Source organism: Vibrio sp. JZG10 (genome assembly GCF_054064075.1).
Genome location: NZ_JBSUGE010000014.1, coordinates 89,712 through 113,110, shown reverse-complemented (window position 1 = coordinate 113,110; position 23,399 = coordinate 89,712). Strand labels below are relative to the sequence as shown.

Annotated in this window: 23 protein-coding genes; 10 read left to right on the top strand and 13 right to left on the bottom strand. The window is 45.1% G+C overall.

The window, feature by feature from the left end; all coding sequences use genetic code 11:
- Window positions 1-122: 122 nt before the first annotated feature.
- The 4 genes from ACWYVB_RS16270 to dinB all read left to right on the top strand — a co-directional run bounded on the left by ACWYVB_RS16270 (window position 123) and on the right by dinB (window position 2,988).
- Window positions 123-1,127 (top strand): FAD:protein FMN transferase, encoded by a 1,005-nt coding sequence (locus tag ACWYVB_RS16270; RefSeq protein WP_046874982.1) that lies wholly within the window; start codon window positions 123-125, stop codon window positions 1,125-1,127.
- Window positions 1,128-1,149: 22 nt separating this feature from the next.
- A complete protein-coding gene (gene nqrM, locus ACWYVB_RS16265) occupies window positions 1,150-1,383 on the top strand; it encodes a (Na+)-NQR maturation NqrM (protein ID WP_005436655.1) in 234 nt (77 codons plus the stop codon).
- A 231-nt stretch (window positions 1,384-1,614) separates the two neighbouring features.
- Complete coding sequence (locus ACWYVB_RS16260; protein WP_012841486.1) at window positions 1,615-1,848, top strand: DUF2789 domain-containing protein; 234 nt, start codon at window positions 1,615-1,617, stop codon at window positions 1,846-1,848.
- A 75-nt stretch (window positions 1,849-1,923) separates the two neighbouring features.
- The gene (gene dinB, locus ACWYVB_RS16255; protein ID WP_053809828.1) at window positions 1,924-2,988 is read left to right on the top strand and encodes a DNA polymerase IV; all 1,065 of its coding nucleotides are present in this window, start codon (window positions 1,924-1,926) and stop codon (window positions 2,986-2,988) included.
- On the opposite strand, the gene ACWYVB_RS16250 is transcribed toward dinB, so the two are convergent.
- Entirely contained in the window at window positions 2,985-4,910 is a 1,926-nt protein-coding gene (locus ACWYVB_RS16250; RefSeq protein ID WP_395222269.1) for a RecQ family ATP-dependent DNA helicase, read from the bottom strand. The genes dinB and ACWYVB_RS16250 overlap by 4 nt on opposite strands.
- Before the next feature lie 76 nt (window positions 4,911-4,986).
- Between ACWYVB_RS16250 and ACWYVB_RS16245 the strand changes: the two genes are divergently transcribed.
- A complete protein-coding gene (locus ACWYVB_RS16245) occupies window positions 4,987-5,466 on the top strand; it encodes a GreA/GreB family elongation factor (RefSeq protein WP_182036626.1) in 480 nt (159 codons plus the stop codon).
- A 61-nt stretch (window positions 5,467-5,527) separates the two neighbouring features.
- Window positions 5,528-6,271 (top strand): YggN family protein, encoded by a 744-nt coding sequence (locus ACWYVB_RS16240; protein WP_395222213.1) that lies wholly within the window; start codon window positions 5,528-5,530, stop codon window positions 6,269-6,271.
- Window positions 6,272-6,395: 124 nt separating this feature from the next.
- On the opposite strand, the gene ACWYVB_RS16235 is transcribed toward ACWYVB_RS16240, so the two are convergent.
- Window positions 6,396-8,942, bottom strand: a complete 2,547-nt coding sequence (locus ACWYVB_RS16235; RefSeq protein WP_457529451.1) for an Ig-like domain-containing protein — start codon at window positions 8,940-8,942, stop codon at window positions 6,396-6,398.
- A 376-nt stretch (window positions 8,943-9,318) separates the two neighbouring features.
- On the opposite strand from ACWYVB_RS16235, the gene ACWYVB_RS16230 reads away from it, so the two are divergent.
- Window positions 9,319-10,683: a sodium-dependent transporter gene (locus ACWYVB_RS16230; protein WP_012841489.1), complete on the top strand. Its 1,365-nt coding sequence runs from the start codon at window positions 9,319-9,321 to the stop codon at window positions 10,681-10,683.
- A gap of 105 nt (window positions 10,684-10,788) precedes the next feature.
- On the opposite strand, the gene ACWYVB_RS16225 is transcribed toward ACWYVB_RS16230, so the two are convergent.
- From ACWYVB_RS16225 to tsaA, 5 genes are all read right to left on the bottom strand, one after another.
- A complete protein-coding gene (locus ACWYVB_RS16225) occupies window positions 10,789-10,980 on the bottom strand; it encodes a DUF4250 domain-containing protein (protein ID WP_012841490.1) in 192 nt (63 codons plus the stop codon).
- The gene (locus tag ACWYVB_RS16220; RefSeq protein WP_005391765.1) at window positions 10,980-11,186 is read right to left on the bottom strand and encodes a YaeP family protein; all 207 of its coding nucleotides are present in this window, start codon (window positions 11,184-11,186) and stop codon (window positions 10,980-10,982) included. Before ACWYVB_RS16220 ends, ACWYVB_RS16225 begins: the two co-directional genes overlap by 1 nt.
- Window positions 11,187-11,297: 111 nt before the next feature.
- Window positions 11,298-11,966, bottom strand: coding sequence for a tellurite resistance TerB family protein (locus ACWYVB_RS16215; protein WP_046874978.1), 669 nt, complete (start codon window positions 11,964-11,966; stop codon window positions 11,298-11,300).
- A 177-nt stretch (window positions 11,967-12,143) separates the two neighbouring features.
- Window positions 12,144-13,859: a proline--tRNA ligase gene (locus tag ACWYVB_RS16210; protein ID WP_046874977.1), complete on the bottom strand. Its 1,716-nt coding sequence runs from the start codon at window positions 13,857-13,859 to the stop codon at window positions 12,144-12,146.
- 111 nt (window positions 13,860-13,970) lie between these two features.
- Window positions 13,971-14,666: a tRNA (N6-threonylcarbamoyladenosine(37)-N6)-methyltransferase TrmO gene (gene tsaA, locus ACWYVB_RS16205; protein ID WP_170903214.1), complete on the bottom strand. Its 696-nt coding sequence runs from the start codon at window positions 14,664-14,666 to the stop codon at window positions 13,971-13,973.
- 123 nt (window positions 14,667-14,789) lie between these two features.
- Here tsaA and ACWYVB_RS16200 point away from each other — a divergent pair, with 123 nt between their 5' ends.
- From ACWYVB_RS16200 to ACWYVB_RS16190, 3 genes are all read left to right on the top strand, one after another.
- On the top strand, window positions 14,790-15,050 hold the full coding sequence (locus tag ACWYVB_RS16200; protein WP_012841491.1) for a type B 50S ribosomal protein L31: 261 nt from the start codon (window positions 14,790-14,792) through the stop codon (window positions 15,048-15,050).
- Between the two features lie 3 nt (window positions 15,051-15,053).
- The gene (gene ykgO, locus ACWYVB_RS16195) at window positions 15,054-15,179 is read left to right on the top strand and encodes a type B 50S ribosomal protein L36 (RefSeq protein ID WP_009844388.1); all 126 of its coding nucleotides are present in this window, start codon (window positions 15,054-15,056) and stop codon (window positions 15,177-15,179) included.
- Between the two features lie 230 nt (window positions 15,180-15,409).
- Complete coding sequence (locus ACWYVB_RS16190; RefSeq protein WP_006742541.1) at window positions 15,410-16,996, top strand: AbgT family transporter; 1,587 nt, start codon at window positions 15,410-15,412, stop codon at window positions 16,994-16,996.
- A 107-nt stretch (window positions 16,997-17,103) separates the two neighbouring features.
- Here ACWYVB_RS16190 and ACWYVB_RS16185 read toward each other — a convergent pair whose 3' ends face one another.
- The 6 genes from ACWYVB_RS16185 to ACWYVB_RS16160 are packed head-to-tail and all read right to left on the bottom strand — an operon-like array spanning window position 17,104 to window position 23,334.
- On the bottom strand, window positions 17,104-18,177 hold the full coding sequence (locus ACWYVB_RS16185) for a hypothetical protein (protein ID WP_395222211.1): 1,074 nt from the start codon (window positions 18,175-18,177) through the stop codon (window positions 17,104-17,106).
- Complete coding sequence (locus ACWYVB_RS16180) at window positions 18,174-19,286, bottom strand: ATP-grasp domain-containing protein (RefSeq protein ID WP_395222210.1); 1,113 nt, start codon at window positions 19,284-19,286, stop codon at window positions 18,174-18,176. The genes ACWYVB_RS16185 and ACWYVB_RS16180 overlap by 4 nt, the downstream gene beginning before the upstream one ends.
- Window positions 19,274-20,533, bottom strand: a complete 1,260-nt coding sequence (locus tag ACWYVB_RS16175) for a F390 synthetase-related protein (RefSeq protein WP_395222209.1) — start codon at window positions 20,531-20,533, stop codon at window positions 19,274-19,276. The genes ACWYVB_RS16180 and ACWYVB_RS16175 overlap by 13 nt, the downstream gene beginning before the upstream one ends.
- The gene (locus ACWYVB_RS16170; protein ID WP_395189457.1) at window positions 20,530-21,393 is read right to left on the bottom strand and encodes an MBL fold metallo-hydrolase; all 864 of its coding nucleotides are present in this window, start codon (window positions 21,391-21,393) and stop codon (window positions 20,530-20,532) included. Before ACWYVB_RS16170 ends, ACWYVB_RS16175 begins: the two co-directional genes overlap by 4 nt.
- Entirely contained in the window at window positions 21,362-22,348 is a 987-nt protein-coding gene (locus tag ACWYVB_RS16165; protein WP_109169605.1) for an NAD-dependent epimerase/dehydratase family protein, read from the bottom strand. Before ACWYVB_RS16165 ends, ACWYVB_RS16170 begins: the two co-directional genes overlap by 32 nt.
- Window positions 22,345-23,334, bottom strand: a complete 990-nt coding sequence (locus ACWYVB_RS16160; protein WP_006742535.1) for a ketoacyl-ACP synthase III — start codon at window positions 23,332-23,334, stop codon at window positions 22,345-22,347. Before ACWYVB_RS16160 ends, ACWYVB_RS16165 begins: the two co-directional genes overlap by 4 nt.
- Window positions 23,335-23,399 lie beyond the last annotated feature (65 nt).

Sequence of the window (23,399 nt, the reverse complement as noted above, 5' to 3'; positions counted from 1 at the left end):
CTAAGAGCTAGCCATTATTTTTTGTAGAAGTAAAAATAATATTCAACAGTTGATATAGGTAATTGGATTTAAGTAATCGGTCCCATTCCCCATATCAATTCAACAACATTGGGAGTTAACAAGTGAAAACGTGGCTTGTTGCATTCGCTTCTCTATTGATTTTGGCTGGCTGTGAGCAGCCAGCAGATCAAATTCATCTAAGTGGCCCTACCATGGGGACTTCTTATAACATCAAATATATCGAGCAAGATGGTATTCCTACGCCAAAAGCGATGCAGACGGAAATTGATCGCTTACTGGAAGAGGTTAATGATCAAATGTCGACTTACCGTGATGACTCAGAATTAAGTCGCTTTAACCAGCATCAAACGAGTGAGCCATTTACTGTATCGATACAAACAGCAACCGTAGTCAAAGAAGCGATTCGTCTCAACGGTCTTACTTTAGGCGCATTGGATGTGACAGTCGGCCCTTTAGTTAACCTGTGGGGCTTTGGCCCAGAAGCTCGCCCTGATGTCGTTCCTACAGATGAAGAGCTAGCGGCACGCAAAGCCAATACTGGCATTCATCATCTATCTGTTGATGGCAATAAATTGTCCAAAGATATTCCTAACTTGTATGTCGATTTATCAACTATTGCTAAAGGTTGGGGGGTTGACGTGGTTGCTGACTACCTTCAATCTGAAGGGGTTCATAACTTCATGGTAGAAGTGGGCGGCGAAATGCGCCTCAAAGGCGTGAATCGTGAAGGCGTGCCGTGGCGCATTGCGATTGAAAAGCCGACTATTGATGAGCGCTCAATTCAAGAAATTATTGAGCCAGGGGACATGGCAATTGCAACAAGTGGTGACTATCGTAATTACTTTGAGAGTAATGGTGTGAGATACTCTCATATTATTAATCCAAGAACAGGCAAACCTATTCATCATAAAGTGGTGTCTGTAACGGTATTAGATAAATCGTCGATGACTGCTGATGGTCTTGCAACTGGCCTTATGGTGCTAGGTGAAGACAAAGGCATGGCAATTGCGAACGAAAATAATATTCCTGTTTTCATGATTGTGAAAACGGAAAATGGTTTTAAAGAGCTGGCTTCGGAAGCATACAAGCCGTTCATGAAGAAATAACAACAGAAGTGAGCATGTTCTTATGAGTACATTTCTAATTACGTTTGCAGTTTTTGTTGCGGTAATCGCAGCGATGGCTGTTGGCTACATCTTCCAGAAGAAAGTGGTGAAGGGTAGCTGTGGCGGTCTTGGTGCAGTAGGTATTGAGAAAGTATGTAACTGTCCAGAACCATGTGACGCGCGTAAGAAACGTGAAGCACGTGAAGCGGCGCGAGCTGAGAAATTAGCTGCATGGGAAAAAGATCGAATTGCTTAAGTATCGGTCATCCAAAGAGTAATACAAAATAACCCAGCTAAAGCTGGGTTTTTTTATATCTCTCGCTCTACTTCTCTGAGAGTTTATACTTTGCTTGCTACGTTTAATCTAGGATGACCGGAAGCTTAAGTCGGTGCAGACTTCACAGCCAAGTCATTTCCCTTTAATCACCGTACTTAACTGTTATTTGGTTATATACTCAAACTAAAGCGCGTTAACTTAGGAGGAAATATGGAAATGCATCAACACGGTATGGCTGAATTGTTTCAACAACTAGGCCTCGGCAGCTCTCCTCAAGAGATAAAGGACTTTATTAACGAACATCGGCACAAAAGAGCTTCAGCCCCTCTGCATGAAGCCAGCTTTTGGACAAGTTCGCAGGCCACATTTCTCAAACAAGCCATTGAAGAAGACGCAGACTGGGCAGAGTTGGTCGATCAGCTTGATGTGATGTTACGAGATTAAAGCACGTTTACAAACTCTCATTTCTATCAAGGCAGATTTAATTTATACTGTGTTTTTGAACAGTGTTTAATGGCTATGTCAGACCGAATCAGAAAAATCATTCACGTCGATATGGATTGTTTTTATGCTGCCGTTGAGATGAGAGATAATCCTAGTTACCGTGGCATTGCACTCGCCGTTGGCGGTCATGAAAAACAGCGTGGCGTGATTAGCACCTGTAATTATGAGGCGCGCAAATATGGCGTTCGTAGTGCAATGTCAACGGCGCGTGCATTACAACTCTGCCCCCATTTACTAGTCGTTCCCGGTCGAATGCACGTGTACAAACAAGTCTCTCAGCAGATTCGTGCTATTTTTGAGCGTTATACGCCTATCATTGAACCTCTATCATTAGATGAAGCATACCTCGATGTCACGGACTCGACAGCTTGTCGTGGCTCCGCAACGTTGATCGCAGAGTCTATTCGACGCGACATTTGGAATGAGCTTGGACTGACGGCATCGGCGGGCATTGCACCGATTAAGTTTCTTGCCAAAGTCGCCTCTGATATGAATAAACCCAACGGTCAGTTTGTTATCCCGCCAGATAAGGTTCAGGAAGTTATCGATACACTTCCGCTGGAAAACATTCCTGGCGTTGGGAAGGTGAGTCTTGAGAAGCTACATCAAGCGGGCTTTTATCGATGTGAGGATATTAAAAACAGCGACTATCGTGAATTGCTGAGACAGTTTGGTCGTCAGGGAGCATCTTTATGGCAGCGTAGCCATGGAATTGATAATCGAGAGGTCGTCGTTGAGCGAGAGAGAAAATCCGTCGGTGTGGAACGAACATTCAGCCAGAATATCTCGAGCTATGATGAATGTTGGCAAGTGATCGAGGATAAACTTTATCCTGAACTCGAGAAACGCTTAGAGCGTGCAAGCCCAGATAAATCGATTATTAAACAAGGTATTAAAGTTAAATTTGCCGACTTTCAACTGACAACAATTGAGCATATCCATCCGCAATTAGAGCTTGAGGACTTCAAGATCTTGTTAAGAGATATTCTTAAGCGCCAAAACGGACGGGAAATACGCCTTTTAGGCTTGAACGTGATGCTCAAGCCCGAGAACCAAGCGCGTCAATTGAGCTTTTTCTAGGCTCTTACTGCTTCTACCTGATCTAATACTTGCTCAAAGCTTGTGTTGGCCATCGCACCATAACCTGACAGTTTTGAAGCTTTTAGCTGGCTAATTAAAGGGGTACTAATGCCACACAAGAAGCGGGCGACAGCATCATTGCTGATAGCTGAAGGGGAGAGCTGAATAAATTCCTGCACCCACATTGCTACTTGAGGTGGCTCAATATCCTTACCTTGTGGTGTTGGGAACGAAGCGACTTGACCACGACACACGGAGCAGTGACCACATTGCTCTGGTGCATTGTGATCCGCAAAGTAGTTCGCCAATTGTGAGCTCAAACAGTGCTCTGACTGGAACAAGCGCAGCATGGTGTGAATTCTTTCGATATCTTTGCTTTCTTTGGATTGGAACAGTTCATACAGTTGTTGGATTAAAACATCAGAACTCTGTGTGGTTGGCAAAACAGAGTACACGTCGGTCAGTTGTTTGCTCTCTAGCTCTATCCAACCATTCTGGTGAAAATAGTCGAGGGCTGCGACAACTCGGCTGCGTTCCGATTGACAGTTCATCCATAACGCTTCTAGGTCAACTTGGCACCACACTTTGGCTTTTTGCGAGCAGGAGAAAATAGCCTCCACGAATTGACGTCGCTCGCCTTGAAATTGATTCACAATAAATTGCTGATCGTGCAAAAACTTAAAGCGATATTCCGCAAAGTAACTGTATTTTGCTTCAATGAGTTTATGTAGCTCCAAATAAACCAACAAGGTTTTGAGTGGCAATTGGCGGATATTACTTTCACGCGATAAACGCAGTGGCACTACCTCCCATTGTGGAGCATGTTCTTTCGCTTGCTCGACTACATAGTTAATCGAGGTTAGTTCAGGTGTGTCACCATAGACAAAGTTTTCCAACACCGTTAAGCCGGACGTATTGCCCAGCAGAATGCACTCAGAACGTTGCCCGTCCCTGCCTGCACGTCCAATCTCTTGTGCGTAGTTCTCGATCGATTTGGGTAAGTCGAAGTGAATGACGCGGCGGATATCAGATTTATCGACCCCCATACCAAATGCAATCGTGGCAACAATACAGTCAATTTGGCTATCCATAAACTGCTGTTGGATTTGTTCACGGATGTCGCTTTTCATACCTGCATGGTACGCGTGAGCATTAATGCCAATATGGATTAGTGATTTTGCTACTTGCTCTGCTGTCTGCTGTTGTGTCACGTATACGATAGTCGGAAGCTTAGGAGAAGAGGCGATGATTTCACTTAGCTTTTCTTGTTTCGTTGCTTCCTCGCATGGGATAACCGAGATATCCAGATTGGGGCGGTAGAAGCCTGTAACGGTAATATGTTCACTGGCAATATCGAACTTTTGTTTCATGTCTTCAATAACTGCGGGCGTTGCTGTTGCAGTGAGAAGCAAAGATTGTGGAATGTTCAGTTCACGTTGATATTGCGGTAGCTTGAGATAATCAGGGCGGAAGTTATGTCCCCATTCGGAAATACAGTGCGCTTCATCAACCACCATCAAAGAGATCGGCACTTGGCGAATGAACTCACGAAAACGCTCGTTCTTTAGGCGCTCAACAGAAATCATCAATATTTTGATCTGTCCATTTTTTACCCCTGCCATGACGCGTTGTGACTCTTCTCTGCTTTGACTGCTATCGATAGAAGCGGCTGGGATCCCTTTACTTTGCAAAAAGTTCAGCTGATCTTTCATTAGCGCCAACAACGGCGAGATCACCAACGTAAGATTGGGCAATACGGTTGCTGGCAATTGGTAACAGAGAGACTTACCCGAACCCGTAGGAAAGATGGCCGCAGCAGAGTAACCATTCATAACCGCTTCAATAACAGGTTGTTGACCTTGGCGTAATGAGTCAAAACCAAATACGGATTGAAGTGTTTGATGCAGCGAGTCACTTTGCATAATAGGGAAACCTTTCTTTGATGGTAAACTTAGGTACATTAACACACCCTGAGTGCCAAACGCGCGTCCTAAAAGTATGAACAAAGCTGACTTAGTCCAAATTATCATCCAACATCTGGAAGAAAAACTTCAAGTGGCCCATGCATCGGCTCTGCGAGCCATTGATGCCGCGACAGATGAAGAAACTGTTCCCGAGCATAAGTACGATACGTTAGCACTTGAAGCCGCGTATCTTGCTCATGGACAAGCAATGCGAATCCAAGAGAGTGAAGACGAGCTGCGTCAATATCGCGCTCTAGTGACTCGCGACTTTAAAGGCGCACCTGTTGGTGTAGGTGCTTACGTCGTTCTCGCAGATGAGAATTTGCTTGAAAAGCACTTCTTTGTAGGCCCTTGCTCTGGTGGTCTGACTGTTAAATATCAGGCTCAGGAAGTCTTTGTCTTAACAGCAAAATCTCCTCTTGGTCGAGCGTTATTCGGGAAAGAAGAAGGCGATGAGATTGATGTAAAAATAGGAGATAAAACAACTTGTTACGAAGTCGTGACGATTTGCTGACATCTCATGTATCACTCAGTGTTATGTTTAACACGAGTAATGTTAAATAAAAGAGAATGACATGAAAAAGCTTTTTACACTCTCATTGCTGATGGTCAGTGCTACTGGTTATGCAGCGCAGTGTCGTGTGGACATCAATAATGAAGTCCGTATGGATGGGCAAAGCTTGGAAATTCGCCAAACGACAGGTGATAAAGCTGTCGTGGATGAGGATAACAATCTATTCATCAAAGGTGAGCTAATTGAACTCAATGCCGACCAAAAAGCGGCAATTGAAGACTATCGCGAAAAAATGAACGCGTATATTCCACAAGCAAAGCAGTTGGCGAGTGATGGTTTAGCGCTTGCAAATGACATCATCGATGATGTCGCGGAAAGCCTAGACGCACCTGGCGCGTTTGATAACGTCAAAGTCGCAGTACAGGACTTTTTCGCTGATGTTGAATCACGTTACTACAAAGATGGCGATTTCATTCTACCAGCGGAAAGTTTTGAGTCCATGACACAAGGGTGGACTGAAGACTTTGCAAAAGCACAAGAGATCTTCAATAAAGAGTTTTTAGCGAGTTCGTTGGATGCTTTATCGAAAAAAATGAAGGAAGAGGGGGGAATAAACCTCACTGCATTATCGGGGAGTATGGCTGAACTCAGCGCGAAAGTAGAAGAGCGTTTAGCTGAGCATTCGAAAGAGGTAGAGCAACAAGCAGAAGACTTGTGTGACTCGTTGGATGACATGGCAGGGCAAGAAGACGATTTGTTGAAGAAAATCCCTGAGCTAAAAGATTACCGAGTATTTACGATTTAATTACCCTTCAAAAAGTAGAACTCAATGGTATAAAGAGAGAGCACAATTGTGCTCTCTTTTCGTTTTTACATACTTGAACAAGTAATGAAAGCAAGACGATGTTATTCGTTTGCTCATTAACAACTTACTGCGCGTTCATCTGAGTGAGTTTATCGCCGACAGGTTTTGAGAAGTTAAAACCATCATGCTGATCCCAGTTGATAGACCACGTCATTACCCCTGCATAATTCGGGTAAATGAACGCTGGTTTAACGGTGCCACATGAAGTGCCTTTGGTTAAACAATCTAGTGCGCTGATAATATTCTGTGTCGGAGCCTGCCCTGAATTTGCTGAGCTAGGACCTGAAGGTAAGCCGATTGCGACTTGATCATCACGTAGTGGTGCAAACTGAGTGCCGTCGGCCAGTTCAAAGCCTTCGATAAGCATTTTAGATTGCGCTACCATCATATCCACAGAGCCTTCTGGTGCACTGCCTGGCAGATATGGGTTTGGCAAACCACCGTTGTTATATAGCTGGACGTGAAGCAGGTCGAGCGTGCTGCGTGTCTCATTAATCACAGGAATGTAAGCTCCCCAAATACCGCTGTAAGCCACATAGCCGCCTTGAACATAAGGATGCTCAGGTGCCATGGTTAGGTACATATCGCCACCCATGTTTTGCTCTATTTGAAGCAAAGCACGACCAAGGCGAGCTTGAATTTGCGAGCCATGAACCAAGTTAGATCCACTCTCTAAATCCACATCAAGACCATCAAAGCCCCACTCAGCGATAAGACCTGTTAGGCTAGAGACAAAGTTGGCTTCGTCTTGATCGGTATTCAGCGTAATCGTGCCTTCTGCGCCACCAAGAGAGAGAACAAACTTTTTACCTTTAGCTTGAAGCGCTGCCATGTCTTGTTTGAACTGTGCTGGGTCGAGCGCTGGACAATCGCTGTAAATATCGCCTGAATATAGATTAAAGTGCACGGTACCATCACTGTTGCGGTCATTTTCGGCAAAGGCAATATCAATCACATCCCACGCATCAGCCATATCCGCTAGACGAATTGGACAGCCAGCCCCATTTACAAAATTGTGCCAGTAACCGATGAGTTTATGACGTTTCTCTGCTTGCTCAACCACCGTTATTGCTGCTGCGTCAGACAATGCATTGCTTCCTGACAAATCCACAGCTTGGGCGCTAACTGTAAAGTTACCAAGTGCAGTTGGTGTCCAGTTGGCTGTGTAAGGTGCCGTGGTATCGGTTGCAACAATAGAGCCGTTGATCATGAAATCAACGTGTTTAATGCCTGAGGTTAAAGATGTTGCATCGGCACTTAATGCGAGGTTTTTGCCTAAGCCGACGGTTTGACCGCTACTTGGTGAAGTCAGTGAGACGACCAAATCTTTATCGCTGACTTCCACACCAACCAAGGACTCTGACGTGTTGTTATCATTATCGGTTGCGACGGCTTTAAGCTGGTTAGCGCCAATAAGTGTGGCGTTCCAAGTAACGGAATATGGTGCTTGAGTGGTGACCCCTAAGCTGGTGTTGTTCGCAAAAAACTCAACTTGCGTGACTGTGCCATCAGCATCGCTTGCGTTAGCCGTGATTTCGTTATTGCTGCCAGCGAGCACGACTTGTCCATCCGTTGGTGCCGTAATGGTAACTTGCGGCGGCGTCGAACAAGCACCTAGGCCACTCCAAGCATCTTGCCAGTATAACCCTTCACCTGGCTCGTAAGCCCATGTCGCATCCGAGGAACACCAACCAGCAACATCACAACGATATTTTTGGTTGAAGTGAGAAACCAGGTCGCCAGCTTGATAACTTGTGCCTGCCACATAAGGTACTGCATCTGCACATCCGCCCGTTCCGGTTTCTGAATTACTAATAACCAGCGCTACTTCTTGGCTCATCGTTGCGAGGTTTGTATCATCAGTCGCTTGTGCTTTGAACGAGTATGTACCTGGACTCGCGGTCCATTGATATTCGTAAGGTGCACTAGTATCAATGGCGACAGATTGATTGTTTACGAAGAACTCAACTTGTGTGACCACACCATCAATATCGTCAGCTTGAGCGGCTACGGTTAGGTTATCACCTACATTAAGCACTTCTGTGCCTACTGGGCTGGTCAATGAAATGCTTGGTGGTGGTAATTCGACTTGTGGTTGAATTTGGATAGAAATCGTCGTGGTGCTAACGGCTCCCTCATTATCGGTCGCAATTGCGGTCAATTGCGAGATCCCTTCAATAGCGGTCCAAGAAGCTTCGAATGGTGCTTGAGTTACCACAGCAACCGTTTGGTTGCCTGCAACAAACTCAACTTGTGTGATTTGGCCATCTTCGTCTGCTGCGTTGGCTAACAAAGTGATCGCACTGCCTTCGGGAATTTGTGCGTTGTTTATTGGAGAGGAGAACGACACCGTTGGTGATAAGTTGTTGCTTCCACCATCGCATTGCCCTAACGCTTTCCATGCTTCCCAAGATCCTGAGTTGGTCACGGGGTCATTGCCTTGCGTCCAATATGCAGCCTCATAAGCGGCTCCTTGCGTTTTTACTAAAGCGCCCGATGTATAAGTCGCAGTGCTGTCCCAGTCGGGTAGGCTTTGGCAGTTATAGGCTTGAGCTTGGTAGCTGACGCTGAGTGCTGCAACCATCGCTCCGTGAAGTAGAGTGACCTTCATTTTCCTCTCCTTGAGTCATGGATATAAATGAGAACAGAGTAATAACTAGCTGATAAATAGACATAAGGGGGAAAAAGCGAAGCACAATATTCTGCTTTTCGACACAGTATCACGAGGAACTATTCGTTCCTTACACCAAAGCTCATTATTTTTCGGCTCACTTCACGATGGGAGAATCACAAATTCTAGGCGTGTGAAAAAGACAAAAGTCGCCAGGTCTTAGAATGATGAATGTGAGATGTACGTTAAAATTTACAAGCTGAATGACTGTGAATTGTTTCAACTGTCGAGTATTTAACCGGGGTGCTCTTGTTGAATAGTGAATATTGCTATAGTGTACTAGTTAGCTAGTTCAATGATATTTTGTGTGAGTAGTATGACACAGCAAACCTCTTCTCAGCCTCGTGAGCATTTTGGCTCTCGTCTCGGATTCATCTTAGCAGCCGCAGGTGCCGCAGTTGGCCTTGGCAATATTTGGGGCTTTCCAACCCAAGCTGCCAGTAATGGCGGCGGTGCTTTCCTGTTGGTTTATTTGGTGATGATTCTTATCGTCGCATTTCCTATGCTGGTGGTTGAAATGGCGATTGGTCGTCATGGTCAAGCCAACCCGGTGGATAGTATGCGCTCGCTTACCAATCATCCGGTAGGTAAAAAGCTCGGCGGTATTGTGGGCTGGATTGGTTTAAGCGTACCAAGCGCTGTTTTAGCGTTTTACTCTATTGTCGGTGGTTGGTTGATCTGCTTTTTACTGGGTGCAATCACAGATCTAATGGGGTTAGAAGCTGCAACTCAATGGCTAAAGGGCTTTAGCGTTGAACGTAACTTGTTCGGAACTATTACTTTTTATGTGCTAACAATTCTTATCGTACAAGGTGGAGTAAAACAAGGTATTGAGAAGTGGTCAACACGCTTGATGCCAGCATTGTTTGTTCTGTTTGCCCTGCTGTTTGCTTACATCATGACGCAAAACGGTGCGATGGAAGGGCTAAAGCATTACTTGGTACCGGATTTCGAAAAGGTATGGGACCGCAAGTTGATTCTTGCTGCAATGGGGCAGGGCTTCTTCTCGCTTACGATCGGTGGCTGTTCAATGCTGATTTATGGCTCTTACTTGAGTAAGAAAGAGAACCTACCAAAGATGGCGATGAACGTGACCATGGTAGATACTGCCGTTGCTTTCATTGCAGGGTTAGTGGTGATGCCAGCGATGTTTGTTGCGATGCAAAAAGGCGTTCAAATCTATGCTGAAGATGGCTCTCTATTAAGCTCTGATACGTTGGTATTTACCGTATTGCCATTGATGTTTGATAGCTTAGGTTTGCTTGGTCAATTGTTCTCTATTGTGTTCTTTTTATTGCTGACGATTGCGGCGCTAACGTCTTCCATTTCAATGTTAGAGTGTCCAGTGGCGTTAGTGAGTGAGCGTTTCAACACCAAGCGTAGCGCAACGAGCTGGGTTTTAGGTGGTCTCATCGCCTTGTTCAGTGTGGTGATTGTTTATAACTTTGGCGCTCTGTTTGGTATGGTCGCGACGGTTGCTACTCAGTATCTACAACCAACCGCTGCGCTCTTATTCTGCTTATTTGGTGGTTGGGTATGGAATCGCAACTCAAAAATCAAAGAGCTTGAGCAAGGTTGCCCGGAGTTTACGCAAGGTTGGTTTGGTAAGTTATGGCCTGCGTATGTGAAGTTTGTATGTCCAATTCTTGTGGCTACGGTCATCTGGGCTTCTTTCGGCTAACCGAAACGTCTATTGGACAAAAGAAAAGGGCTTGATGATCACTCATCAAGCCCTTTTTCATGTTGATTATTCCCCGTTTCAGTTACCCGCGGTGATTGCTGCGGGTTAACGGAATTGTCCTGCTTCTGGAAGAAAGTCAAAACCAGCAGAAGCCAGTTTTGCTTCTAGTGCTGTGCGATCAATATCGAAGAAAGCTACCAGTTTATCTAAGTCACCACCGAAGTCGTCGCGTAGCTTCATATTTACAATGCTCATGAGCATGACAGGATCCATGGATTCAAAGTTCGCTAGATTCATTACTTATCCTCAAAATCTGAAATCAGTAGGTTTGCCGCAGCAAATGCCGCTTTTTCACGCACTTCTTTAGGCAGAGACTCATCCGCCGCAACATCGTTCAGCGCTTTAACAGCACATGAAATTGCCTGAGGAATGTAAGCTTGATCGCCACTACCAATTTGAGCATAAAGCTCACGAACCAGTTCACAACAGCCGTATACTTGCATGTTTTCTTTCCACTAAATGATAACTTATCTCAATATACACACAGCAGATTTGAAACTCAAAGTGCAGAGTTGTTTTGGCTCAAGTTGAGGAGTTGCTTGAGCGAGATTTAATCACTGCATTTGTACTTCTAACTGCTGAGTAACTTCTGGTGAAAGCTGAAGCTGTTTTGCCAGTTCTTGCAAATACGCTTTTTCCATGAAATTTTGCTCATCAGCAACAATCAAAGACGCGAGATAAATTTCTGACGCTTGTTGAGGAGAGGTCGCCTGATTAGCAATTTCAGCAGGATCGAGCGGTTTGTTTAGTTCTTGCTGAACGAGTTGACGTACGTGCTCATCTGCGCCCATATCCGCGAGGGCTTGCTCGATGCGGGCCATTTCCTCTTCATCGACATGGCCATCGGCTTTTGCGGCTCCAATCATTGCTTTTAAAATTAGTACACTGTGTTTGCTGTCATCGGGGTCAAAGGTCTCATGAACACCTTGACCGGACTGTTTGGCTTGCCAGTCGTTATAAACTTTGTAGGCTAATGCTCCAAGCGCAGCAGCGCCACCGACTTTTAATGCGCCCGAGCCTATTTTCTTGGTCATTTTTTTACTTTTCTTCGAGCCCATCAGCATGCCGATAAGGCCTCCGCCAACGGCGCCTGCTCCTAGCGTTTTCAGGCTACTTGAGTTTGATGAGGATTTGATGTTGTTAGTTTGTTTACCTAACGCATCAGCTCCTTGCTTGAGTAAGTCTGATTTGAGTGCTTGGTTTAGAAGACTTTTTAAATCCATAACTGACCTCCTTTAGATGATGAAATCAGTTTAATAGCAAGAAGCTGAACCAAAGATTAACAAAGTGAATAGATCTAAAGGGGAGTAGTAAGGTTGCCCAGTAATAAAAAAGGGCTGACCGAAGCCAACCCTTTCTAATTATTTTGAAATTACTTCAAATGCGAACTCGTAGAGCGCTTACTTTAGTTGAGCCTTTACGTGCTCGATAATATCAGTCATTGCGACTGGCGTTTTCTCACCAGTAGCACGGTTCTTGTACTCGAAGTTGCCTTCTTTCATTGAGCGGTCACCGATAATAATGGTATGCGGTACACCAATAAGCTCCATGTCAGAGAACATTACGCCTGGGCGTTCTTTACGATCATCAAATAGTACTTCGATGCCCATTGCCGTTAGCTCAGCGTACAACTTCTCAGCGGCTTCTTTTACTTCTTCTGACTTGTGCATGTTCATTGGAACGATCGCAACCTGGAATGGTGCGATTGCATCTGGCCAGATGATGCCGTATTTGTCATGGTTTTGCTCAATAGCAGCCGCAACGACGCGAGTGATACCGATGCCGTAACAGCCCATTTCTAGGATGACGTTCTTACCATCAGGACCAAGTACACCACAGTTCATCGCTGCGGAGTAAGCGTTGCCAAGTTGGAAGATATGGCCAACTTCGATACCACGCTTAAGCTGGATAGTGCCTTTACCACATGGGCTTGGATCGCCTTCAACCACGTTGCGTAGGTCTTCAACTTGACCAAGCTCTGCGTCACGCCCCCAGTTAATGCCGAAGTAGTGTTTGCCATCGATGTTCGCACCCGCACCGAAATCACTCATTACCGCTACGCTGCGGTCAACGATGAACGGCAGTTTAAGACCAACAGGGCCTAGAGAACCAGGACCAGCACCGATAAGCTCACGAATTTCTTCTTCAGATGCCATTTCCAGTGGAGCTGCAACCTGAGGAAGGTTCTCTGCTTTCACTTCGTTCAGTTCATGATCGCCACGAATGATAAGCGCGATGATTGGTGCATCAACTTCGTCAGACGCTTTCACAAACAAAGTTTTCACTGTTTTTTCAATTGGCAGCTCAAACTGTTCAACCAATTCAGCGATTGTTTTTGCGTTTGGCGTATCTACCAACGTCATTTCTTGCGTTGGTGCAGCTGCTTCAGAGGCTGGAGCTAGTGCTTCTGCTTTTTCGATGTTTGCCGCGTAATCTGACTCGGTAGAGAATGCGATGATGTCTTCGCCACTTTCAGCCAGTACGTGGAACTCTTGAGAGCCGCTACCACCGATAGCACCGCTATCTGCTAGTACAGGACGGTAATCCAGACCCATGCGATCGAATGCTTTGCAGTAAGCATCGTGCATTGCGTCGTATGACTTTTGTAGGCCGTCTTTATCAATGTCAAAGCTGTACGCATCCATCATTGAGAATTCACGTGAACGCATTACACCGAAGCGTGGACGACGTTCGTCACGGAATTTGGTTTGGATTTGGTACAGGTTTAGCGGAAGCTGTTTGTAAGAGCTCACTTCATTGCGAACAAGGCTAGTGATCACTTCTTCAGCGGTTGGGCTAAGTACAAACGGACGAACATGACGGTCAGTAAAGCGAAGTAGCTCAGGACCCATCTTTTCGCTGCGGCCTGTCTCTTCCCATAGTTCAAACGGCTGAACAACGGGCATCAAAGTTTCGACTGCACCTGCATTGTCGATTTCTTGACGAACGATGTTTTCGACTTTACGCAGTACACGTAGACCAGTAGGTAGCCAGGTGTATAGACCTGAAGCCAGCTTACGGATCATACCTGCACGTAGCATGAGCTGGTGGCTCACTACTTCTGCGTCGTTTGGAGTCTCCTTCAGAGTAGAAAGAAGATAATTACTGGTACGCATTAAATTTATCCGTTTATTTAAGTTAGATACTCAAGCTTGAATAAGCTGGAGTATAGGAGTTCCCGAAAGGGAAATTTATTAGCCGTCTATAATATCAGCCAATTGCGTTTGTCAAAAGCTTTCAATAGCGGTAACCGTTATTAAGTTGCTTGTTGCTGTGAACTTTACGTTCAAGTCGAACAAATTTACCGCATATTCTTTGTCGTCCGGCTTGCTTTTCTTGTATGCAGGACGAGGATCTTGTGCCAGAACTTGTTCAATGACCGATCTTACATAGTCAGTATCGGATCGATTTTCTATCGTTGCTAATGCTTGAGCAGAAAAGGTGACTTGTGACTTTTCTGGTTCTTGGTCTGCGTATCCGCCTTGTGCTTCCGAAATAGAATCCGAATAGGGGATATAAGGCTTAATATCTACAATCGGTGTCCCATCAACGAGATCAACGCTGCCTAAATCAAGATAGATTTGATCGCCTTGCTTAGTGACTCCTTTCACTTCAACGGCTGACATTCCGATTCCGTTTGGGCGGAAAGTCGAGCGTGAGGCAAAGACACCTATTCGTTCATTGCCGCCTAGTCGTGGTGGACGGACGGTTGGCTTCCAACCTGCTTCCAGATTTTGATCAAACAAAAATAACAGCCAAACGTGAGAGAACTGTTCTAGCCCACGCACTGCTTCAGGGCTATTCGCTGCGCCTAACAGTTTTACGCGTGCTTTCGCTGTTGGTACTAAGCGAGGCTGGCGCGGTACTGCAAACTTTTCTTTGTACGGTGTCTCAATGACACCGATGGGTTCAATGGAATACATGGTGGACATCTTTAAGAATTCATTGAGATGAAAAGTATCACAAATTTCTCTTGCTTTTCTTGTTGATAATGATTACTAATTAAAACGTTATAACATAACATTTCAATTGAAAGGAAAAGTATTATGAAACCAGGAATCCACCCTGAATATCGTCCAGTGGTGTTCCACGACACCAGCGTAGATGAATACTTCGTTGTTGGTTCTACGTTGAAAACAGAGAGAACCATCGAATGGAAAGATGGCAAAACCTACCCTTACTTTACGTTAGATGTGTCGTCAGCATCCCATCCGTACTACACCGGTAAACAGCGAGTGGTTCAAACAGAAGGTCGTATTGCGAACTTCAACCGTCGTTTTGGTCAATTTAAGAGCGAAAAGGAATAAATCATGAAGGTAGTAAAATCATTAAAAAGTGCAAAAAGTCGTCATCCGGATTGCCAGATCGTAAAACGAAGAGGGCGTCTATATGTCATTTGTAAGGCGAATCCGAGGTTTAAAGCAGTGCAGAAGTAATCGTTCTGCATATTTCTGGCTTATGGTTTTGTTTAATTGATAATTTTGACTTAACTGTTTTACATGGATGAAATATCTACATTTTTGTTTATTATTGGTTATAAAACTCTCTAATGGTCACAGTTTGTAACATTTAGGGCTTTTCTTTAACCTTCTACTCAAGTACCCTTCGCTCGCTTTTTTGACATTTTTGTCACATTTGCACAGGAATAAAAACAAGGAGGGAACAGATGAGTTCATCTGATTCAATTAAACAAAACTCGCCTAAGAAGCCGCTGTTTACGCGCTTTTTGGATACTGTCGAATATTTGGGGAACTTATTACCTCACCCGATCACACTATTTGCCATTTTCTGTTTAGCCATTCTGGTGATGTCGGGCATTGCAGGATACTTCGAAGTTTCCGTTGTAGACCCTCGTCCTGAGGGCGCAAAAGGTCGTGCCGCAGATGGCATGATTCATGTCGTCAGCTTACTTAACGCTGATGGACTCGAACTTATCGTTACCAATTTAGTGAAAAACTTTGTTGGCTTTGCGCCTTTAGGCACGGTTTTGGTTGCGATGTTGGGTGTTGCTATTGCCGAGTACTCTGGTTTGCTATCTGCAGCTATGCGTGGCTTGGTCATGGGCGCATCTCAACGCATGGTAACAGTGACTGTTGTTTTCGCTGGTATCATTTCAAATACGGCATCAGAGCTGGGGTATGTGGTACTTATTCCACTGGCAGCAATGCTGTTCCATTCTCTAGGTCGTCACCCACTTGCAGGCCTTGCTGCGGCATTCGCTGGTGTATCTGGTGGTTATTCAGCAAACCTACTTATCGGTACGGTTGACCCGCTACTGTCAGGTATTACTGAAACAGCAGCGCAAATGATTGACCCAACTTACACTGTTGGTCCAGAAGTTAACTGGTACTTCATGTTTGTGTCGACGTTCTTCATTGCAATCACTGGTGCGTTTGTTACTGAAAAAATTGTTGAGCCAAAGCTTGGCAAATACAGTGAAGAAGAAGCCTCAGAAGATTTGTCGAACGACAAAATGGGCGGCTTAACAGACATTGAGAAGAAAGGTCTAAAACTAGCAGGTGTTGCTGTACTGGTTGTTTCCGCGTTGCTTGCTTGGACGGTTGTTCCAGCAGACGGCATTCTACGTTCTGATGCAGGTACAATTGCAGGTTCTCCATTCCTGAAAAGTATCGTGGCATTCATCTTTGTGTTCTTTGCTATCCCAGGCTTTGTGTTTGGTAAAGTTGTTGGCACGATGAAGACGGATCGCGATGTGATTGATGCAATGGCGAAATCTATGTCTTCTATGGGCATGTACATTGTATTGGTTTTCTTTGCTGCTCAGTTCGTTGCTTTCTTTAAATGGACCAACTTCGGTCAGGTATTTGCGGTTGCTGGTGCAAGCTTCTTGCAAGAAATTGGCTTAACTGGCCCAATGTTGTTCTTTGCCTTCATCCTCATGTGTGGCTTTATCAACCTAATGATTGGTTCAGCATCGGCACAGTGGGCAGTGACGGCACCGATTTTTGTTCCTATGTTGATGCTTGTTGGTTATGCACCGGAAACGATTCAGGCTGCTTACCGAATTGGTGACTCGACGACAAACATTATTACTCCAATGATGAGCTACTTTGGTTTGATTCTTGCCGTAGCAACTCGTTACATGAAGAACTTAGGTATCGGTACGCTGATCGCGACCATGCTACCTTACTCAATCTGCTTCATTGTCGGTTGGAGTGTGCTGTTCTACCTATGGGTATTCGTATTTGGTTTACCAGTAGGCCCTGGCGCAGCAACATACTACACACCGTAAAAAACGGTTACCTCACACAGCTCCATTACAAAAGCCTGCGAACGTCGCAGGCTTTTTTATCGTTCCAGATTGTGTGCACGCAGGCTTGCCTGATTATAGATGTAGGTTTATAGCTGAAAACGCATCAATAAAGGGCGATAAAAGTGCTGAGTGAGCCAGCACAAGCTTTGCCAAATTACGCGTTTGTACCAAGGTAAGTGCGCAATATAAACATAGCTAAATTCAATTTCTGGCTGGGCTTTTCGGTTGCGTTTAAAAGCTGGAGCCCCTGAGCTCATATTAAAGCGACGCTGGCATATCATTGCGTGGCGGATGGTATAAGCAGATATTCTTCTATATAGCGCAAAACTCTGCGGCTTATTGGTATCGTAGCCAAAAATTGGGCAAGTCATGTCGTTATCAATTTCTACTATGCCTAACGTAGCCAGCATCTCTCCTTGATAAAATAGTCCCACTAAATGCACTAAGTTATTCTGGCTAGCCTGTTTTAAATATTGGGTTGAAAACTGGATGTTATTCCGGCTGTATTTATCAAGGTAAAGCATGTCATATAACGCTTTGGCACGCTGAAACTCTTCATCAGTAGCCAGTGGCTTAAACTGCCAATCTTTATCATTAAACAGCTTGAAGTCTTTCGTTAAATCTCGGTTGAAGCTGAATGCTTGCCAATCCTCAAGTAAATACACTTGTCGCGTTACCAAACTTTGCCATTGTTGCTGTTCTAATCGCTGAATTAAGTATGAGTGCTGAAGTTGGTTGAGGGAGCGAAGCACCAAGGGAAAGGTGGGGTATTGATCGAGTGCCACGCGGCGCAGCTCATCTAGATTTAAGGATTCCCATTGTTCGCTATACATATTGGTGGACAAGCACTGATTGTTGAGCGTTTGGACTTGATCCAATCCAGCCAATGATAAGATTGGTTTAGTCATATTAATAAGTAGCTTACATACCCATCGAACAGCCACATTTTTGACTTTGTGAAGCTCTTCTTCGGCGTAGCCACTAAGCAGTGTCATAGGGGACACGGCATAACAGTTGTTTGGTATTTTTGGTGTTACGGAGTAGGGAATGGCAACATCATCGATATAGTAGCAACCAAAGCTTGCTGTGCATTCATTAATAGGATTCGATTGCATAAGAGTGATAAAGGTTTTATGCCATTCTTGAGAGGAAAGCGTCATGATCTCAACGCCTCTCCATTCCACTCAATATCAACGGTAGAAGCGGCGCTCCATTTTGCCTTGTTTTGCCTAGCTAACCGGAGTAATTCAAACACACTCCGGATTTGGCTCCCGACCGGCAAGTTATGCTGTTGCATTACATTCACACCAGACCACCAATCTTGCCAAGTTCGAGCCTTAAACAGGGATAATCCACCTTCAGCGATGAGTGTTATTGGCCCTAAATGATGTAATCGCTGCTTGGAAGGACTGGTAAACTCCATATAAGGAAGCAGTTGATTGCATCGAGACGAGAGTAGGTGCAAACCACTGGTGGCTCTTGGGTTACATTCAATCACGTAGAGTTCATCTTGTGATTGGATGAAGTCAAACGACACTTGCCCATGATAAGTATGACGTTTACCAAAAGCTGCGATAAATGTATCTAGTCGTTCGCATGAGAGCGGCTGAAAAGCACTGGCGGCCGATCCGTTTACACAGTATTTCGGCACATAAGCTTGGTGTGCTTTAAGGTCACCATGTTCAAAAATCGCATAGTTACACACCGGAGTCCCATGGATTTTTTGTTGCTGAACCCAAGGGAAAAGGGGGGATATCGTGGCGGCAGAAATAGACTGAGTTGTCACATCTCGTATGACTTGCCCGCCAAACCGAGAGTAAACTGGCTTTAGAACGGTTCTCTTATTAATTTCAATCTCACTTTTATCAGCGACCAAACGAGTTTTTGGAAGTGTAATTTCTGGCAAGCCTTGAAGTTGTTCAAAGACGGTCAACTTGTTGTGTAGGGCATTGAGCAGCGCCACATCGGGAAGAAAAAAATCTACTTCTGGACATTGTTTGGCAACATGAGCCAAGTAATACACTTCTTCACAAGTGGGTATCACCATATCAATACGCATCTGGGTAATGATTTTTAGGATCTGCTGTTGATAGGTGGGAAACGCAAATCGAGGTGAAGCGGTGGGGATATAAGACTCGATGCCTCGCAAAAATGACCCCAAAGGCCTTTTTAGTGAATCGGTGAGAATTACTTCATGCCCATGATGCATACACATGGTTGCCCACTCTAGTGCAACTGGTGCTCGGGCTCCGGTGATTAAGACCCGCATATGTTCACCACACGTCGTTGTTTATTCATTGGCGTCCAAATAGGCGCAGGGCGGTAACTAAATCTGACAGGATCAAGCCGCAATTGGTCAAACAACTTTATCAAGGCTTGATGTATAACCCGATGGTGGTGAACCTCCGCTTCAATTTGAATGGTTTGTGACCCTGTTTGGGTGATTCGGTAATCCACGCGACCTTGGGCAGATAGTGTTATAGCGCGGTAGATGAGATCTGGTAACACCGTCACTGGGACGTGGTTTGCGTTTAGCGTGAGGCGATCACCACATCGTCCGGCAATCGCGCCAAGAGGTTCAAATACGCCATTATCCTGTTTATTCTCAATAATATCGTCGAGCTGATAACGAATAATTGGCTGAGTTTTACGACGAAAATCGGTAATGATTGGGCTGTAATGAGTACGTTCGGTATTCAGCCAATGTTTTTCGATGTAAACAACATCCTGATTCCAGCGCATTTGTCCTTGCTGATCAGTACATGCAAGAAAACCTTCGGTACATTGATAGACTTCATGGAGTTCGCTGTCGAACCGTTGAGAAATATAGTGACGGTCACTCTCGGTTAGAACCTCTGCCCCAGAAATGATCCGCTGTGGTTGAATTGCGGGTTGACCAAATTGACCGCTGAACTGGGCGCAGAGCTGAAGAGCTTGCGCACTACCAACCAAAAGCGTGGGTTGGAACTCATCCAACTCTTTTATCCATTCTTGGTAAGGTTTGGTTAAATCGGCATAAAAGAATGTGACAGGCCCTTTCGCGACGGATTTATACAGTGGGCTGTTGGCTCGCAAGGCTAGTGCAATTCGGTGCTTTTGCCATAGGTTGGGCAAAAGGCGAGCCAATATATTGCCGGCCCACAGTTGTGTTTCCTGCTTGTCAGCAAGAAACAGCCCGCGCATGCCTGATGTGCCCGAAGAAAGCCCAACCGTAACATCGCCAACTTTCGAAGCGGCAAAGTTGCGTGACTGCTCTGCTTTGAGTGCCTGTTGCATTAACTGTTCAGCATCTAAGCCCTTCGTATTTAACTCTGAAAGGTTCTCCATCATGGTTTGCTTATTCATGATAGGGAAATCACTGAGTGGTGCACCTTGAAAAGAGCGGTAATACGGTGAATGACGGCATACCCAATCCAGATGTTGCGTTAAATGTTGTTGCTGCCACGTTTCGACTTGTTCCCTTGAGCCGAAAGGGCGGTAGCGGGTTCGCCAGAATTCTGAGATAAGCGTTCTCACTTAATCCATCCTTCTTTGATTAGCTGCTGGATAGTTTCTTGACAATGTGAAGGCACGAAGCGAACAACGTGGTGGGCTTGTTGGTAGCAACTTCTCAACTCGGAGAGGGTGTTTTTATAGGCCTTTGTGTCATCGCAAAGCATGTTCGCCAGCCAATGCTGATCGATATTTTCACTCAAGCTCTCGATTAACCAGCATGCATCGGCGAGTAAGAACAGCCAACTTTGGTCTCTTTTAACCAGCAAGCCCACTTGGCCAGCTGCATGGCCTGGCAAGCTAACCATATAAATAAGTCCATCGTCGAACATGTCTTTACAGAACAAGTTAACCCCTTGGCACTGAGGAAGAATTTGGCTGATTGGCACAGAAAAATCACCATGAATGATGAAGTTAGATTCTAGTTGTGGAGGGAGCAGAGCTTTTAGGTAGCCTTTTCTTACGCCTCCAATTCGACCACTTTTAGTAATCGCATCTACCCCTTTTTGTTGGCAATGCAATTGAGAGTGAGAAAACTCAGACACGGCGGCAATGTGATCAGCGTGAAAGTGGGAGAGCACTAAATGCTCAATATCATGAGGTTTGAGATTTTCTTTTGCTAACTGCGCAACAATCCCATGTTCTTGTTGATAGCGGCAAGGTGTTGTCCAAGCATAAAAACGTTCAGGGAAGGGACGAGTCGCGCTAAAAAAGTGCTCGTGATATCCCGTATCAAACAGGATGTTGCCTTGTGTCGGGTGCTGAATTAACGCAACGGCTGCAGGAAATGCTCTAGGCTTGATACCAGAGCCTGGTTTGACAACAAAGCCTGGGTGTACGCAGTGTCCAGCCTCAAAGATTTTTATTTTTAGACCAGTTTGCATACTGCTGTATTCCTTCTTGAATTGAAAAAAGCGGTTGGTAATTCAGGTTTTTTATCGCCTTGCTGATATCCAGAGTTTGATGATAGTTAAACAATCCTGCGCTGTATGAAGTGAGCCTTGGCTCTGGCTGATGTGGTAAGCGCCTTCGTATTTGCTCACTGAGCTTTAATAATGGTGATACCACACCGTATGGTAATGATTGTAACGTTACTTTTAGGTTCAACCCCACACATAAAGCTTGTAGAACAGTCTCAATTGGCATTGGTTCGTTGTTGGAAATATTGAAGACATCACCATGCTGAAGCCGGTCTGCCTGAGTGCAAGCGAGCATCGCCGCATGGGCAACGTTGTCGACATAAGTTAGATCAACCACTGGGTTTCTACCCGATGGCAGAAGCAGAGTGTTGTTTTTTATCGCCTTAAGCACTCTTGGGATAATCGCGCGATCGTTGGGACCAAAAATGCCACGCGGTCTTAAAATGATCGCTTTGCTTTGGCCTTTTATGGCTTCAAGTTCAGATAGGTATTTGGTGTGTGCGTAATCATTACACCAGTGTGAAGCAATGGCGTCGGTTTCTCGAATATTCCAACGGTCTTGATGGTCAAAGTAGACGCTGGTGGAGGAAATATGGATAAAACGCGAGATTTGATGCGTATTAGCCGCATTGACGAGGTTTTTGGTGGCATCTACATTGGCTTGATAAAACGCCTGCCACTTTCCCCATGGGCTTGAGAGAGCGGCACAATGGATGATTGCATCCATACCTTGGCATACCGCATGAACTGCTGAGTGGTCTCTTAAATCGACTATATGTGGGATAACATCGAATTGCTCGGCGAGTTGTTTAGCGATGACTGTGTTTCGTGCTGTAAAATGCAGTTCATGCTGCTGGTGAAACATTCTTAGAATTGCGCTACCCAACATCCCACTGCCGCCAGTGACTAATATCTTCATAGTTTTAGCACTCCCATACCTAGTGACAACCCTGCGGCGGTGCCAGCTAATAACACATGTTTTCCTGCTGTTTCTGGCTGATTACGCAGCCAGTGTAAGTTAATTGGGAGTGAGGCGGCGACTTGGTTTCCCAAAGTCGAAAAGTGATTAACTGTTTTCTCGGTTGGTAACCCGGTGAGTGATGGCAGTTTTTTTAATCCGTGCGCACTGGCTTGATGCGGAAGAAAATAATCAATATCGCTGAGTGTTACCGGAGAGGCGTCAAAGCCTTTTTTTAGAAACGCCGGTAAGGTTTTACGCACATGTTTAAAGAGTGCTTTGCCCTCCATCTCAAACTGGCAGCTTTTTAAATAGGCTTGATGCTCCGAGGTGTGAGGGTTGACATGACTACCTCCGCCCTTAATTTGACAAAATGAATACCCGGTATGATGCGTTTCAAAGTGACTGGTGAGCAATCCATCACCGTTGTGTTCTTCGAGCAAAAATGCGGCGGCACCGTCTGCGAATAGAGTTGCAACTTCTGGTTTGAGTGTAAAATTTCGATTCAGTGTGATGCCAGTAGCGAGTTCGCTGGTGACAATGAGAATCCGACGGTATCGTTTTGCGAAGAATAGACTCTGAGCAAGATCAAGCGCAGAAAGAAATGATAAACAGGTGCTGTTCAAATCAAAACTTTCTAGCCATGTTGGAGCGTCTAACGCGGCGAGAACCGCTGAGGCGTCGTAGGGCAGAGACTGGTGGTGAGTGCCGCTGGCGTAGATAAGGAGATCAATGGAGCCCAAGGTATATATGTTTCCTAAACACTGCTCTATCGCCTGCACCGCCATGTAAATAGCGGTCTCTTTTGTATTGGCTACATGACGATATTCAACGTCGAATTTATTTCGGCAGGTCCCAGGCGCCAATTTTAGGAAGCGATCCATCTCTCGATCTGACCATTGATTCGTTGGCAGGTAGCTTCCACTGGAAACGATGTTAAAGCCCATTATTCTCTATACATTTATTAAAAACGTCGTTCAAAATAAACCACGTTGCATATTGAAGCTATGGC